Raw genomic sequence first — 14,800 nt, 5'->3', positions numbered from 1 at the left:
CGCTGTACTCGCGCCGCCGGGGTCGCTCTACTGTCGATATTTGATTCATCATCTCCACGATCTCCTTCGTGGGGACGATGCCTGATCATCTGCATCGACTCAATATGGGATGCCCAGCCGCATACGGTGGATCGTACAAACTGCGCACGTTTCGTCGTGCTTGCGAACCTCAAGCAGCGTAGGTAATGCAGCAGATTAGTGTCAGCTTTTAGCAGGTGACCGGAATGTGTGGGGACATCATCCATCAATGCATCAAGAGGTCCAAAGATGCTGTCAAAGTTTGGATTTGACCTCAGGTGTGCAAAGCCGCGCATGATGGTTGAAAACGAAGAACGAAATGCATGGAGGTTTTCCTTGCCCAGCAACGTGGTGGCTATTTCAAGAGCTGCGCTGGGTTCATGCAGCGGCATAGTGCGACTAATCTGCGCTACCAAAAAGTTGTCAGGCAGAGCTTTCTCTAGCTCCCGCGCCAGTAGATGGCGCACTTCCAATGTTTCAACGGTGTCCTTTAGAGACTCATAGTCATCGCGGGGGGAGTCAGAGTATGGGTCGAACTTTAGGTCAATGGTTCGAAGTGTCGCAACTTCATCGTCGTCAGAACCTAATTGAGCTCGCACATAGTCTTGATAATGTTTTGAAGATAAAAAAACGGATTTTGACTTGTTTAGAGCTAGGCCATAGTCCATCAGGGACTGAGCCAAGACTCCAAGTGCTCGATACGCTTCTGCAGTGTTAGCTGCAACCAAAATATAGTCGTCAACATAGCGATACCACTGCACTCCGTTGGAAGATAGTGCCATGTCAATTTGGTGCAAAAAAAGCTCTGCCAGTATGCGTGCGCCCTGGCCCCCAACTGGAAGTCCGAATGAGCGACCTGCGAATAAACGGCTCAACAGTGCATTTATTTGGTTGGCTATTTGGACATTACCGTCATCCAACGCGGAAATGCAGTTTTGAATGTAATAATGAGAGACGTGCTCGTAAAAACTTGATATATCCGTCTGCACAATGACTGCATCAGTGCCGGCCGCATTGGCACTTGCGACAGTCGCTTCCTTGAATGCTCTCCAAGAACGAGTTTCGTCGAAGAGTACTTCTTCGCCAGCCGGTAGAAACCTATAGGAATATACAGTCGTAACCCGATGTGGCTCTAGTGCTTCAGCGATCGATATGGCGAGGCCGTTTAGATAAATGTTCCAGAATGGATGCATCTTCGTGACGACCCTAAAGCCTGCTGGTCCTGATGGTGCAACCATTCGCTCACTCCAGATTGGCAGGGCCGCTATCCGCTCGTGATTCTCCTTCAACGGCCCAGCCTTAAGTTCATTGAAGAATCCAAAAGCTATTGCAGCAAGTGGATCCGCCATATCACCGCAGAATCGAACGTCTAAATCGAATGGAAGAGTATCGTTATCGCCATGCTTTGCAACCTCGCGAGCTGCACGCTTAAAGTGGTGAAGTGCTGGATTGAGCAACTCGTCCTCCGTATGATTTTGTTGCAGCACTTCATCTAACCAGTATGGTCGAGTGCCTTAATTTAGATGATATCGGAGTATTCCTCAGCATCTGACGCAGTCGATCAGTGCCGACTTGATAGCTAAAGCAGATTTTTGGGCATCCAAACCACCAGTATTTTGTCGCCACATCGAACGTTAAAGGTTGGCAAAGATGCACTTGGCACGCCTCTGTGAAGTCGATATCCATCAGTGACTGCAACTGACCCACAACCGCAGTTGAATGATCAGAGTTCAGAACCACACCGCTGACTGTCGATCTGGTCAATGCCAATGCCCAGCCAGTTGCAATCTGATCTGCGTATGCAGCAAGCCCGTGAAAGCCTGCATATACGTTTCCAGTCATAAAGACATGACAAAACAGTAGTTTCGGTTTTGACTGAGTGCCTGCAAAATCGCACCCCCGCATTTTTTAATGCATGCGATCTCCATCGTCAGACGTCACTCCACAGAACTACACCGCCAAGCGTAGCAGCCAACCCGTATGTTTACGGGAGCTGCGTTGTGGCAAAACCCCATGATTGAACTAGACAACATCCACCTCACCTACCCGGGCCATCCGGCGCCGGTGCACGCCCTGCGCGGTATCGACCTGCGGGTGCCTGCCGGTGAAATTTTTGGCGTGATTGGCCGCAGTGGTGCGGGCAAAAGCTCGCTGATCCGCGTTATCAACCTGCTCAACCGGCCCACCCAGGGCCAGGTGCGGGTGAACGGTGCCGACCTCACCGCCCTGTCCCAAACCGAGTTGCGCAGCGCCCGGCATCAGATCGGCATGATTTTTCAGCACTTCAACCTGCTCTCCAACCGCACCGTGTTTGAGAACGTGGCGCTGCCCCTGCAGCTGGTCCATGAGCGCCCAGACGTGATCCAGCGCCGGGTGGATGAGCTGCTGGACCTGGTCGGCCTGTACGAGCTGCGCGACCGTTACCCGGCCCAGATCAGCGGTGGCCAGAAACAGCGTGTGGGCATCGCCCGTGCATTGGCCAACCACCCCAAGGTGCTGCTGTGTGACGAAGCCACCTCGGCGCTTGACCCCGAAACCACCCGCTCCATCCTGGCGCTGTTGCGCCAGATCAACCGCGACTTTGGCCTGACCATTGTGCTGATCACGCACCAGATGCAGGTGATCAAACAGGTGGCGGACCGCGTGGCGGTGATTGACGCCGGTGCAATCGTGGAGCAGGGCGCGGTGATGGAGGTGTTCACCAACCCGCAACAGACTATCACCCGCAGCCTGATTGACGAAATCTTGCCGCAAGAGCTGCCTGAGAGCGTTATTGCACGCATCCGCCAGCTGATGAGCAGTGAGCCAGCCAACCAGGGGCAGCTGCTGCGCCTGGCGTTTTCAGGCGAGGACGCGACCAAGCCTTTGCTCTCAGACGTGATCCGGCGCTTCGGGCTGGACATCAACATCCTGCATGGTCAGGTGGATGACATTCAGGGCCAGTTGTTTGGCTCACTCGCGGTGCACGCACGCGGCGCCAGCGAGCAACTCAACGCCGCCATCACCCACCTGCGCCAAGCAGGTGTGGTGGTGCACAACAAGGAACTGAGCCATGTTTGACACCTTCACCCCCCAACTGCTGGAGCTGTTTGCCACCTCGCTGTGGGAGACCATCATCATGGTCGCCATCTCCGGCGCAGTCGGCGCGGCGCTGGGCCTGCCGCTGGGCATCCTGCTGTACTTGACCCAACCGCGTGGTGTGCTGGCCAACCCGCTGCTCAACCGGGTGCTGGGCACCACGGTGAACGCGGTGCGCTCCACCCCGTTCATCATCCTGCTGGTGGCCATCATCCCGTTCACCCGGCTGTTGACCGGTTCATCCATTGGCACGATGGCCGCCGTGGTGCCGCTGACGATTGCCGCCGCACCGTTTTTTGCCCGGCTGATCGAAACCGCCCTGCACGAGGTGGATCACGGCCTGGTGGAAGCAGCTTTGTCGATGGGCGCCAGCACCCAGCAGATTGTGCTCAAGGTGCTGCTGCCCGAGGCTTGGCCCGGCATTGTGGCGGCGCTGACCATCACCCTGGTGAGCCTGACCGGTTATTCGGCCATGGCCGGTGCGATTGGCGGCGGTGGCCTGGGTGACCTGGGCATCCGCTACGGCTACCAACGCTTTTTGCCCGAGGTGATGCTGGCCGTGGTGCTGGTGTTGATCGTTTTTGTGCAAGCCGTGCAAAGCCTGGGTGACTGGGCGGTGCGGCGGCTGAGCCACAAGTAGGTCGCCCCGATGTTACCCAACCCTTGCTGCAAGAAATATGTTTTTTATAGCTGTCGGCCCTGATTCAATCAGGGCTAGAGGCCAATTTCTCTTAGATATTTAACCATTTCACACTTTTTACTTTTACAGGACCCATCATGCAAAAACGCACCCTTCTCCAATCCACCCTCGCCCTGGCTTTGGCCGCCACCCTGAGCAGCCCGCTGCTGGCGCAGGACAAACCCATCAAGGTCGGTGTCACCGCCGGACCCCACGCGCAAATTTTTGAACAGGTCAAAAAGATCGCCGAAAAAGACGGCTTGAAGATCCAGATCGTCGAGTTCAGCGACTATGTGCAACCCAACGCCGCCTTGGCCGCAGGCGACCTGGACGCCAACAGCTACCAGCACAAACCGTATCTGGACCAGCAGGTCAAAGACCGTGGCTACAAACTGGTCAGCGCGGGCTACACCGTCAACTTCCCGATTGGGCTGTATTCCAAAAAGGTCAAGAACCTGACCGATCTCAAGCAAGGCGCCAAGTTTGGCATCCCCAATGACCCGACCAATGGCGGACGCGTGCTGCTGGTGCTGCAAGACAAAGGCCTGATCAAGCTGCGCCCCGAGGCTGGCCTGAAAGCCACGCCGCTGGACGTGATTGACAACCCGAAGAAGCTGAAGTTTGTTGAGCTGGATGCCGCCCAACTGGCCCGCTCGCTCGACGATCTGGACGCGGCCGCCATCAATACCAGCTATGCCCTGCCCGCCGGGCTGAGCCCGGCCAAGGACGCCATCGCCCAGGAAAGCGCCAAGAGCCCCTACGTCAACCTGATCGCGGTGCGTGAGCAGGACAAGGACAAAGCCTGGGTGGCGAAACTGGTCAAGGCCTACCACTCAGAAGAAATCCGCAAGTACATCCAGACCGAATTCAAGGGGGCGGTGCTGGCCGGGTTTTAACGGGATTAACGAGACAGGTGCCCGTCACAGTGTGAGTGTGCGCCACTTCATTCAGATGAATTTGTTGTTAGCAATCTACTAATCAGTATTTTTAGTTTGGATGAAGGCGTTTTAAAGTTGGCCTTAGTCACACCCACTCAAGGAGTTTTACATGTCTGCCACCTGGAAATTTGAAACCCAATCCGTGCACGCCGGTTATTCACCTGACCCTACCACCAAGGCCGTGGCGGTGCCGATCTACCAGACCGCTGCCTACGCATTTGACAGTGCACAACACGGCGCCGATCTGTTTGACCTGAAGGTGCCGGGCAACATCTACAGCCGCATCATGAACCCCACCAACGATGTGCTGGAGCAACGCCTGGCCGCACTCGAAGGTGGCATCGCCGCGCTGGCGCTGGCCTCCGGCCAAGCGGCGGTGACCTATGCGATCCAGACCATCACCGAGGCGGGTGACAACATCATCGCCAGCACCGCCTTGTACGGCGGCACCTACAACCTGTTGGCCCACACCTTGCCGCTCTCGGGCATCACCACCCGTTTTGCCGACCCGCGCAACCTGGCCAGTTTCGAAGCCCTGTTTGACGACAAGACCAAGGCGGTGTTCATCGAGTCGCTGAGCAACCCGCAAGGCGCGGTGAGTGACATTGCCGCCATTGCCGAGATCGCCCACCGCCACGGTGTGCCGCTGATTGTGGACAACACGGTGGCCACGCCCTACCTGCTGCGCCCGTTTGAACACGGTGCCGACATCGTGGTGCACTCCCTCACCAAGTACCTGGGTGGCCACGGCACCAGCATTGGCGGCGCGATTGTGGACTCGGGCAAGTTCCCTTGGGGCCAGCACAAGGCCCGCTTCAAACGGCTGAACGAGCCCGACGCCAGCTACCACGGTGTGGTCTACACCGAGGCCCTCGGCCCGGCGGCCTACATTGGCCGTGCCCGTGTGGTGCCTTTGCGCAACACCGGTGCGGCGTTGTCGCCGTTCAACGCGTTCCTGATTCTGCAAGGTATCGAGACCCTGGCCTTGCGGATGGACCGCATCAACGACAACACGCTCAAGGTGGCGCAGTTCCTGCAGAGCCACGCCAAAGTGGCCTGGGTCAGCTACGCCGCGTTGCCCAGCCACCCCGACCACGCCCTGACCCAGAAATACCTGGGGGGCAAGGCCTCCGGCCTGCTGACCTTTGGTGTCAAGTCGGCGCCGGGTGAAGGCCGCCAGGCCGGTGCCGCGTTTTTGGATGCGCTCAAGCTGTTCACCCGCCTGGTCAACATTGGCGATGCCAAGTCGCTGGCCACCCACCCTGCCTCCACCACCCACCGCCAGTTGTCGCCAGAGGAACTGATCAAAGCCGGGGTGCCGGAAGACGCGGTGCGCCTGTCGGTCGGCATTGAGCACATCGACGACCTGCTGGCCGACCTGGAAGCCGCACTGCAAGCGGTCTGACCCCGGCTGACGCCGACCTGGCCCTGGTCTCCCTCGTCGCCACCGAGGGAGCCGCCGAGACGACGCACAACTATGCGCCGCGTGTACGGCGGTTTTGTGGCGCGGTTGCCTGGACTTTTTGATGAATTTTCAACAACTCAAATCCATTCGCGAAACGGTGCGCTGCGGTTTTAACCTGACCGAAGTGGCGGCCATGCTGTACACCTCACAGCCCGGGGTGAGCCGCCAGATTCGCGAGCTGGAAGAAGAACTGGGTGTGGACATTTTTGTCCGTGCGGGCAAACGCCTGACCGGGTTGACCGCGCCTGGCCAAGCCTTGTTGCCGATTGTGGACCGGCTGCTGCTGGATTGCGCCAACCTCAAACGCGCCGGCCAGGAGTTCCACGCCCGCCAGGACGGCACCTTGACGGTGGCCGCGACCCACTCGCAGGCCCGATATGCGTTACCCCATGTGGTGCGCGACTTCAGGGCGCTGTACCCGCAGGTCACGCTGCACCTGCACCAGGGTTCGCCCAAACAGATCGCCGAGATGCTGCTCTCGGGTGAGGCCGATCTTGGCGTTGCCACCGAAGCGCTGGCGCAGTACCCGCAGCTGGCCACGCTGCCGTGCTACCGCTGGACCCACAGCATTGTGGTGCCGCCCGAGCACCCGCTGCTGACGCACACCGAACCCGTGACGCTGCAACAGCTCGCCTGCTACCCGCTGATCACCTACAACCAGGGTTTCACCGGGCGATCGCATATCGACCGAGCCTTTCAACTGGCGGGCCTGCACCCTGAGATCGTATTGACGGCGATGGATGCCGACGTGATCAAGACCTATGTCGAGCTGGGCATGGGCGTGGGCATCGTGGCCTCGATCGCGGTGGACCCGGAGCGCGACACCCAGCTGCGCATGCTCGACGCCCGCCACTTGTTCGAGGTCAACCTGACCCGCCTGGCGATCCGCCGTGGCACCTGGTTGCGCGGTTTTGCTTATGGTTTCATCGAAACCTTTGCCCCGACGCTCACCCGGGAGGCGGTCGACAAGGCCCTGGCTGAGCCGCATCTGAGCGGGCACTTCTCTGATGGTGCTGGTGTCTGAACGGGGGATGCCCAGAGGCGAATTCAGCCCGCCCAGCGCAAGCCATCGGGTATCGCGCGTGTCAACAGGTCACTGCGCCTGACCGGTTGCACCAAGTGCAGACTGGGTCGCGGCACCGTCCGTCGGGACGGCGGTTGGGTGATCGCCAAACCCCAGGCCCGGGATGTCACCAACAGAATGCGACGCAGATTGCCCTGGACATCCGATCCGCCAACAAGCGGTGTCCTGGTCATGGTATTGCGCCAGCTCATAGGTATCTTGCCGGTATCAAGACCACCAACACGGCGGACAGCGCCACCCACGCCATCGCTGCGCCCAGCGAGTCAACCAGTTCCCTTCTGCTCAATGGATTGTCTTGGTCCATGTCGAATGCATGGTGTTTTTGCATCATCGCGCCTCCTTGGATCACAACGACCCTGAGCCGAATTCTGCGCAAGGCCACCCCCGTTGTGAACGAAGAAAACCGCGTTTGCTAGTGCAGAAATCATCTATCGCGGCGCCTGCCTCGTCCCGGTTCGTACCCGCTCCCCACCATCCGCGAGGCAACCGCCACAAGACGCTGCGCCAGACCCCGCGGCGACAGCCTGCCCAAACGCTGCCCACACGGGCGCGGACCACGCGTCGCGTTTTGACTTGACCGATCGGCCCAAAACGACATTTTTTTGACACTTATGCACAAAAAATACTTGACATTTTCTGACGGCTTGAAATTCATTCGTCGCAGCTCGGCGCTCGCTATCAACCCCATAGCGATCGTAAGTCTTTGATTTTATTGGCTTGTCTGAATCCTGCCTGATTTTTAGGCAAGTCAAGCAAAGCCTTGATTTGCAAGGCTTGCGGACAGCTCACGCACTGTTATCAACAAAGTTATCCACAGATTTTCTGAATGACTCAAAAATCTCACTTTAAATCAAGCACTTAGAGAGATTTTTGCGAGTCCACTTCAACAAGCTGGCGCAAATGTGATCTTGGCCTTATGTGAAATGCCAATGAGCACCGCCTATCACTGAAGTTCTGGATCACGCGGACTGCCGGACAAGGCCGCATCGCAGTCGCCCGCGCCGCGTCAACACCGCCGCTGAGCCCGCAGCACAGCAGTCGGAAGTCGCTCAGGCGTAAGCCTCCGCCACCGCCCCGGGCTGGAGACCGTGGGCTTCGAGCACATCGGCATAAAAACGCTGCGCCACCTCGGGGTGGGAACGCAGCCGGCCCTTGAGCAGGTTGCGCCCGGTGTGGGCGATCAGCGGGTTGTGCGGGTCGCGGTCCACGCCGCGGGCTTGCGCGGCCAGGGCGGCAGCACCAGCTCGGGCAACTCGGCATCCAGCCGCGGGCTCAGGAAAAAAGCCACCGACAGGCGGTCCACATCGCTGGGTGGGCTGACCACTTGGTGGATGGTGGCGCGCAGATAGCCATTCGACAAGATTTCCAGCACCTCGCCCAAGTTGATGATCAGCGTGCCGGGCATCGGCGGGGCGTCGATCCAGCGACCCGCACTCGGCGCCACCCCGGGGCCGTCACGCTCCCAGACCTGCAGACCGGCCTGGGTGTCCTGCAGCAACAGCGTCAGGCAACCCGAGTCTTTGTGCGGCCCCACGCCCTGGCGCGACTCGCCCTGGGCGCGACCGGGGTAGTGGATGACTTTCAGATGCTGCACCGGTGCGTCGGCAAAAGCGGCATCAAAGCGGTCCTGCGGCTGGCCCAGCGCCAGTGCCAGCGCATGCAGCAGGTGCCCGGCGGTCTCGGTCAGGGTGTCCTGCCAGGCCAGCAGGGTCGGTTTGAGCTGCGGCAAGTAGGCAGGCCACTGGTTGGGCCCTTGCAGCCGGGTCCAGGCGGGCGAGGTCGGCGCCTGCGCCAGCGGTACACGCTCGGCGCCAATGTCAAGTTGCTCGCGCCAGTCGCGCGCGCCACGGGTGATCTCGTCACCAGCGGCGGTGTAGCCGCGAAAGTGCGGTGAATGGGCCATGTGCACGGCCTGCTTATCAGCCTCAGACAAGGCAAAAAAGTCGCGTGCCGCCTGCAACACGGCATCAACCTGTGCCGGGCTGGCACCATAGCCGCGCAGGTAGAAGAAGCCGACATGGTGTGCCGTCTCGCGCAAGCGGGTGACAAACGTGGCGCGCCGCTCGGCATCCCCTGAGGTGAAGTCGCTGAGGTCAAGGATGGGCAGCACCGACCCGGGCGTGGGGGCCGGCGCGCGGGTGGACAGTGTGTGGGCCGAGGGGCCAATGACGGCGGTATCGGCTGAAAAAGTGATGGACATGCGGGGTTCTCCCTGGAACGTGGTGACTTCAGGCGGTGGCAAAAGGTGAACGGATGTCGGACAAAAACTGCTGCGCCCGCGGGTGCTCGGGCGCGTTGAAAAATGCTTGCGGGGTGGCACGCTCCAGCACCTGGCCGGCGTCCATGAACAGCACCCGGTCGGCCACGTCACGGGCAAAACCCATCTCATGGGTGACCACCACCATGGTCATGCCATCACGCGCCAGGCCTTTCATCACCGTCAGCACTTCGCCCACCATTTCGGGGTCGAGCGCGCTGGTGGGCTCGTCAAACAGCATCAGCGGCGGCTCCATGGCCAGGGCGCGGGCGATGGCCACGCGCTGCTGCTGGCCGCCCGACAACTCGGTGGCAAACGCATGCGCCTTGTGCGCCAGGCCGACGCGCTCCAGCAAGGCCATGGCCTGATCCCGAGCCTGAGCCTTGCTCAAACCACGCAGGTGGATCGGCGCCAGGGTGCAGTTCTCCAGCGCGGTCAGGTGCGGGAACAGGTTGAATTGCTGGAACACAAACCCGATGCGCGAGCGAAAGGTGTTCACGTCCAGCCCCTGGGCATGGATGTCCTGGCCGTCAATGTGGATCTTGCCGCCGTGGATGGGCTCCAACCGGTTGAGCGTGCGGATCAAGGTGGATTTGCCCGAACCCGACGGCCCGCACACCACCACCACCTTGCCCTTGTCGACGGACTCCGTCACCTCCACCAGAGCCTGGTAGGCGCCATACCATTTGTTAACGCTATCAAATTGAATCATGTGATTGCCGGTTGAGGAACATGGGCTTTGTCGCGTTGCGACATCCGGCGCTCCAGCCAGTAAGCCAGGCGCGACAAGCCAAAACAGAGGATGAAATAGGTCAGCCCCAGCGTCAGGTAGATCTGGGACGGCAGGGTGAACACCAGGGTGTTGATCTGGGTGGCAATGAAGGACACCTCCGCCAGACCGATGATGTAGCCCAGCGAGGTCTCCTTGATGCTGGAAACAAACTGGTTCACCAGCGAGGGCAGCATGTGGCGCAAGGCCTGGGGCAGCACCACCAGCCGCATCGCCCCCAGGTAACTCAGGCCCAATGAGCGTGCGGCTTCCATCTGCCCCTTGGGCAAGCCCTGGATGCCCGCGCGCACGATCTCGGCCAGGTAAGCCGCATCAAACACCACCAGGGCGATGAGCATGGTGGCGAACTGGTCGGTCTTGACCCCGGTGACGCTGGGCAGGAAAAAGTAGGCCCAGAACACCACCATCAGCAGCGGCGTGGCGCGCACCACATACACCAGGGCCGTGATGGGCAGACGCACCCAGACCCAGGGGCTGACGCGCCCCAGACCCAGCAGCAGGCCCAAAGGCAGCGCCAGCAGCAGCCCCAGCGAGGCCAGCAACAGCGTGAGCGCCAGCCCGCCCAGCGGCCCTTGCGGGTACCGGCCGAACAGAAAATACAGCCAGTAAGTATCAATAACTTCGAGAAAACTCATACAGCGCGGGCCGGGTAAAAGCGTTGGTAAGCCACCGCCAGACCGGTGATCAGCAGCGAGATGCTCAGGTAAGCGGCGGTGGCAAAGACAAAGGCTTCGACACTGCGAAAGGTCTCTGTTTCCACCTTGGCCGCCTGGTACATCAGCTCGGCGGTGCCGATCACGGTGGCGATGCTGGTGTTTTTCCAGAGGTTGAGCGTTTGCGAGATCAGCGGTGGCACGGTGACCCGGAGTGCCTGCGGCAGGATGATCAGGCGCATGCTGCGAAAGAAGCCAAAGCCCAGCGCCCGGCTGGCCTCGAACTGGCCGTGCGGAATGGCGCGGATGCCGCTGCGCAGGTCTTCCGACATGTAGGCGGCGGTGTAAAACGTCAGCGCCGCCACGGCAGCGATGGCCTCGTAGTTGTGGGCATACAGCCATTCGCGGCTGGCCTCGGGCAGCAGTTCCGGGGCGCCAAAGTACCAGAACAACATGTGCGCCAGCAGCGGCACATTGCGGATGGCTTCCACAAACAGCCAGGCGCTGATGCGCAGGGCGCGAAAGGCTGACAGGCGAGAGAGTGCCACCAGCAAGGCCAGCGGCAGCGCCAGCAGCAAGGTGGCGCCCAACAATTGCAAGGAGAGCTTCAGGCCCGCCACCAGCATGGCGTGGTAGGGGCCTGAAGTGATGAGGGACAAGTCAAACACAGCGATCCAGATCAGGTTTCAAAATGTGGCAGGCATCACCGGCGCTGGCTGGGGCCAGCCCTGCGCCGCCCGGTGCTGGATCAACCTTCGATCTTGTCGGATTCGATCTTGAAGTCACGCTTGGGGAACAGCTTGAGCTTGGACTCGGGGCCGTACCATTTCAGGAACACCTTGTTGGCTTCGCCGGATTTCTCCAGGCCGCGCAGCGCGTCATCCACCGCCGCCTTGACCGCCACTTCACCCTTCTTGATGCCAAAGGCCAGCGGCTCGACATTCAGGTTCTGCGGCAGGATCTGGTAATCCTTGCTCTTGTCGCCGAGCTTGGCAAAGTCGGCCAGCAGGCTCACCTCATCGTTGATGTAGGCCGTACCCTTGCCCTGTTGCAGCGCCTGGAAGGCTTGCTGGGTAGACTCGAAGGTCACGACTTCCGCCGTCGGCACCACCTTCAGCAGGTTCGGGCCTTGCGTGCCGCCCTTGACGGTCAGCGCCTTCTTGCCAGCGAGTTCGCTCACGTTGTTGATCCCACTGCTCTTCTTGACCAGCACCTTGGAGCCGGTGACAAAGTGGGTCAGGGCGAAGTCCACCTGCGACTCACGCTCCTTGTTGTGGGTGAGCGAGGCGGCCAGCACATCCACATGGCCTTGTTGCAGCTCCGGAATCCGCGCGGCCACGGCCAGTTGCTTGAACACCGGCTTGACCCCGATCTGTTTGGCCACGGCGGTGGCCAGATCAATTTCGTAGCCGACAAATTCGCGGGTCTTGGGGTCAACAAAACTGTTGGGTTCGTCAATGCCGAGCACGCCAAAAACGATTTCGCCTTTTTTCTTGATGTCGGCCAACTGGTCAGCCTGGGCGCTGAAGCTGGTGAAGGTGATCAATGAGGCCAGCAAGGTGCTGAGCAGTGAGGAAAGTCGCATGAGTTACTCCATTCAATAGTGGCAAGGTTGAAACAGCACAAGCCGGTGCAGCGCGGGGCCATACCGGCCTTGTCGCCGCCACACATCGACTTGTTGTGCTCACTTTATTCAGAAGACGCCCGCCCGTGAACGAAGGAAAACAGATAAGCAAGTTGGAAAAAAACCTGCCAACGGCGGCATCGGTGGTGGCCCTGGGTGGCCTCCAGAAGTCACGCCCCAGCCTGTCCTTATGCAAATCATGGATGAGCTAATACGAAGAACTTCGTTGTCGCAGGCGGTGGGCGTGCCTAGCATCACGGCGCTTTATCAACTTCGGACAAGATGCCATGAATTTCAAAAAACTGATCACACCGTGGGTCGCAGTTGCGGCTCTTTTGGGTGCCAACAGCCTGTTTGCACAAACCAAGGAAGTCACATTCGCCTACCAGGACATGCTGGTGCCCCTGCGTACCCTGATTGAATCCGGCGAGCTGGAAAAAACCACGGGCTACAAGATCAACTGGCGCCAATTTGGCGGCGGAGCGGATGTGGTGCGAGCCCTGTCGGCTGGCGATGTGCAAATTGGTGAGGCGGGCTCCAGCCCGATTGCTGCGGCGGCCAGCCAGGGGCAAGACATCAAGTTGTTCTGGATTCTGGACGACATTGCCGATGCCGAAGCCCTGGTGGCACGCAAGGGCAGTGGCATCACGGGCTGGAAAGACCTCAAGGGTAAAAAAGTCGCCACACCCTTCGTATCAACCGCGCACTACCAGTTGCTGGTGGGGCTGAAGCTCGAAGGCGTTGAGCCCAAAGATGTCAGCGTGGTCAACCTGCGGCCACCAGAAATCGGCGCAGCCTGGGAGCGTGGCGACATTGATGCCGCCTTCATCTGGGACCCGGTCCTCTCCCGCATCAAGGCCACCGGCACACCGATTGCCACCTCGGGCAGCATCGGCAAGAAAGGCCACCCCACGTTCGACGGCCTGGTCGTGAACGGCAAGTGGGCCGCTGCCAACGAAGGTTTTGTGGTCGCCCTCGTCAAGGCCTTGGCAAAGGCCGATGACAGCTACCGAACAAATCCATCAAAGTGGACCGCAGACTCACCGGAAATCAAGGCCATTGCCAAATGGAGCAAAGCGGATCCGAACGGTGTGCCCGCCGCCATTGCCCTGTACAAATTTCCCACGCTGCAAGAGCAACTGTCCAGCACCTGGCTGGGCGGTGGCGCCGCCACAGCACTCAGTCACACGGCCGTGTTCCTGAAAGAGCAAGGGCGCATTCAGGAAGTCAAACCCGACTACAACGCGTATGTGAGCACCCGCTACGTTCGTCAAGCGCTGGGCCAGTAAATGTTGCGCACCCCCGCCACCACGCTGCACATTCACGACCTCACCGTGCGGTATGGCACAGCCCAGGGCCCGCGGGTGGCCTTGGCCAATGTCAACTTGCAACTCGCGGGTGACGACTTTGTGGTGGCCATCGGCGCGTCCGGTTGCGGCAAAACCACTTTGCTCAATTGCATCGCCGGTTTCTTGCCCGCGTCATCCGGACAACTGGTGTTGAACGGGGTGCCCATCCAAGGCCCCGGCGCAGAGCGTGGCGTGGTGTTTCAAAAGAACGCCTTGCTGCCCTGGCTGGGTGTGCTGGACAACGTGGCACTGCCCCTCAAGCTGCGTGGCATCGGCAAGGCGCAGCGGCATGACATCGCGCGGGCCAAATTGGCGCTGGTGGGCTTGTCAGATTTGGAGGACCGCGCGGTGTGGGAGCTTTCGGGAGGCATGCAGCAGCGTGTCGGCATTGCCCGGGCGCTGGCCAGTGACCCGGCGGTGCTGCTGATGGACGAACCCTTGGGGGCGCTGGATGCCTTTACCCGCGAAGGCATCCAGGAAACTTTGCTGCGCGCCTGGGCGCAAACCCGAAAGATGGTGTTTTTCATCACCCACTCGGTGGAAGAGGCGCTGTTTTTGGGAACCCGTCTGGTGGTGATGACACCGCACCCGGGCACGGTGGCAAAGGTGATGGACGACTTGCCGTTTTCACGGCAGTTTCTGGCCGGTGCAGATGCTCGCCAGATCAAATCGCAGGCGGAGTTCATCGACCTGCGAGAAGAGGTACTCGACCTGATTTATCGCAAAGAGCATGTGTATGGTTAGCGAAGTAATCGGCCCGCCTGCGCCGCAAATCGTTCCGAAGAAACACGTGGCGCGGGCGTTGCAAATGTGGCAAGGTGGAGCGTGGCACAGGCAAAGACCGGTGTAGCAATGGTGCATATTG

14 protein-coding genes are annotated in these 14,800 nt (G+C 60.0%); 7 read left to right on the top strand and 7 right to left on the bottom strand.

Going from position 1 to position 14,800, the window contains the following annotated elements:
- A partial coding sequence (locus LHU53_RS19445; RefSeq protein WP_227334438.1) for an RNA-directed DNA polymerase occupies positions 1 to 1,505 on the bottom strand: 1,505 nt, incomplete at its 3' end.
- Between the two features lie 526 nt (positions 1,506 to 2,031).
- Here LHU53_RS19445 and LHU53_RS19440 point away from each other — a divergent pair.
- From LHU53_RS19440 to LHU53_RS19420, 5 genes are all read left to right on the top strand, one after another.
- The gene (locus LHU53_RS19440; protein ID WP_227334437.1) at positions 2,032 to 3,078 is read left to right on the top strand and encodes a methionine ABC transporter ATP-binding protein; all 1,047 of its coding nucleotides are present in this window, start codon (positions 2,032 to 2,034) and stop codon (positions 3,076 to 3,078) included.
- Positions 3,071 to 3,736 (top strand): methionine ABC transporter permease, encoded by a 666-nt coding sequence (locus LHU53_RS19435; protein WP_227334436.1) that lies wholly within the window; start codon positions 3,071 to 3,073, stop codon positions 3,734 to 3,736. The genes LHU53_RS19440 and LHU53_RS19435 overlap by 8 nt, the downstream gene beginning before the upstream one ends.
- A 137-nt stretch (positions 3,737 to 3,873) precedes the next feature.
- The gene (locus tag LHU53_RS19430; RefSeq protein ID WP_227334435.1) at positions 3,874 to 4,671 is read left to right on the top strand and encodes a MetQ/NlpA family ABC transporter substrate-binding protein; all 798 of its coding nucleotides are present in this window, start codon (positions 3,874 to 3,876) and stop codon (positions 4,669 to 4,671) included.
- Between the two features lie 151 nt (positions 4,672 to 4,822).
- A complete protein-coding gene (locus tag LHU53_RS19425) occupies positions 4,823 to 6,118 on the top strand; it encodes an O-acetylhomoserine aminocarboxypropyltransferase/cysteine synthase family protein (RefSeq protein WP_227334434.1) in 1,296 nt (431 codons plus the stop codon).
- A gap of 121 nt (positions 6,119 to 6,239) precedes the next feature.
- Positions 6,240 to 7,202, top strand: coding sequence for a CysB family HTH-type transcriptional regulator (locus LHU53_RS19420; protein ID WP_227334433.1), 963 nt, complete (start codon positions 6,240 to 6,242; stop codon positions 7,200 to 7,202).
- A gap of 1,109 nt (positions 7,203 to 8,311) precedes the next feature.
- On the opposite strand, the gene LHU53_RS19415 is transcribed toward LHU53_RS19420, so the two are convergent.
- The 6 genes from LHU53_RS19415 to LHU53_RS19390 form a co-directional block, all read right to left on the bottom strand.
- Positions 8,312 to 8,470, bottom strand: a complete 159-nt coding sequence (locus LHU53_RS19415) for a hypothetical protein (RefSeq protein ID WP_227334432.1) — start codon at positions 8,468 to 8,470, stop codon at positions 8,312 to 8,314.
- Entirely contained in the window at positions 8,443 to 9,462 is a 1,020-nt protein-coding gene (locus tag LHU53_RS19410) for an isopenicillin N synthase family oxygenase (protein ID WP_227334431.1), read from the bottom strand. Before LHU53_RS19410 ends, LHU53_RS19415 begins: the two co-directional genes overlap by 28 nt.
- Before the next feature lie 28 nt (positions 9,463 to 9,490).
- Positions 9,491 to 10,231 (bottom strand): amino acid ABC transporter ATP-binding protein, encoded by a 741-nt coding sequence (locus tag LHU53_RS19405; RefSeq protein WP_227334430.1) that lies wholly within the window; start codon positions 10,229 to 10,231, stop codon positions 9,491 to 9,493.
- Positions 10,228 to 10,944 carry an amino acid ABC transporter permease gene (locus LHU53_RS19400; RefSeq protein ID WP_227334429.1) on the bottom strand — a complete coding sequence of 239 codons (717 nt, stop codon included), beginning with the start codon at positions 10,942 to 10,944 and terminating at the stop codon, positions 10,228 to 10,230. Before LHU53_RS19400 ends, LHU53_RS19405 begins: the two co-directional genes overlap by 4 nt.
- Positions 10,941 to 11,636: an amino acid ABC transporter permease gene (locus LHU53_RS19395; protein WP_227334439.1), complete on the bottom strand. Its 696-nt coding sequence runs from the start codon at positions 11,634 to 11,636 to the stop codon at positions 10,941 to 10,943. Before LHU53_RS19395 ends, LHU53_RS19400 begins: the two co-directional genes overlap by 4 nt.
- Positions 11,637 to 11,710: 74 nt before the next feature.
- Entirely contained in the window at positions 11,711 to 12,547 is an 837-nt protein-coding gene (locus tag LHU53_RS19390; RefSeq protein WP_227334428.1) for a transporter substrate-binding domain-containing protein, read from the bottom strand.
- A 326-nt stretch (positions 12,548 to 12,873) separates the two neighbouring features.
- Here LHU53_RS19390 and tauA point away from each other — a divergent pair, with 326 nt between their 5' ends.
- Positions 12,874 to 13,875 carry a taurine ABC transporter substrate-binding protein gene (gene tauA / locus LHU53_RS19385; protein WP_227334427.1) on the top strand — a complete coding sequence of 334 codons (1,002 nt, stop codon included), beginning with the start codon at positions 12,874 to 12,876 and terminating at the stop codon, positions 13,873 to 13,875.
- On the top strand, positions 13,876 to 14,679 hold the full coding sequence (locus LHU53_RS19380) for a taurine ABC transporter ATP-binding protein (RefSeq protein WP_227334426.1): 804 nt from the start codon (positions 13,876 to 13,878) through the stop codon (positions 14,677 to 14,679).
- Positions 14,680 to 14,800: the final 121 nt, after the last annotated feature.

Source organism: Rhodoferax sp. U2-2l, from assembly GCF_020594515.1.
In the GTDB taxonomy this organism is placed as follows: domain Bacteria; phylum Pseudomonadota; class Gammaproteobacteria; order Burkholderiales; family Burkholderiaceae_C; genus Rhodoferax.
This window is presented reverse-complemented; position numbering and strand designations above follow the sequence as displayed.

Excerpts from the sequence above, each read along its gene's own strand:
- LHU53_RS19390 (WP_227334428.1), bottom strand. The coding sequence starts at position 12,547 with ATGCGACTTTCCTCACTGCTCAGCACCTTGCTGGCCTCATTGATCACC.
- LHU53_RS19410 (WP_227334431.1), bottom strand. The coding sequence starts at position 9,462 with ATGTCCATCACTTTTTCAGCCGATACCGCCGTCATTGGCCCCTCGGCC.
- LHU53_RS19430 (WP_227334435.1), top strand. The coding sequence starts at position 3,874 with ATGCAAAAACGCACCCTTCTCCAATCCACCCTCGCCCTGGCTTTGGCC.
- LHU53_RS19435 (WP_227334436.1), top strand. The coding sequence starts at position 3,071 with ATGTTTGACACCTTCACCCCCCAACTGCTGGAGCTGTTTGCCACCTCG.
- LHU53_RS19420 (WP_227334433.1), top strand. The coding sequence starts at position 6,240 with ATGAATTTTCAACAACTCAAATCCATTCGCGAAACGGTGCGCTGCGGT.
- tauA (WP_227334427.1), top strand. The coding sequence starts at position 12,874 with ATGAATTTCAAAAAACTGATCACACCGTGGGTCGCAGTTGCGGCTCTT.
- LHU53_RS19440 (WP_227334437.1), top strand. The coding sequence starts at position 2,032 with ATGATTGAACTAGACAACATCCACCTCACCTACCCGGGCCATCCGGCG.
- LHU53_RS19425 (WP_227334434.1), top strand. The coding sequence starts at position 4,823 with ATGTCTGCCACCTGGAAATTTGAAACCCAATCCGTGCACGCCGGTTAT.
- LHU53_RS19400 (WP_227334429.1), bottom strand. The coding sequence starts at position 10,944 with ATGAGTTTTCTCGAAGTTATTGATACTTACTGGCTGTATTTTCTGTTC.
- LHU53_RS19380 (WP_227334426.1), top strand. The coding sequence starts at position 13,876 with ATGTTGCGCACCCCCGCCACCACGCTGCACATTCACGACCTCACCGTG.
- LHU53_RS19405 (WP_227334430.1), bottom strand. The coding sequence starts at position 10,231 with ATGATTCAATTTGATAGCGTTAACAAATGGTATGGCGCCTACCAGGCT.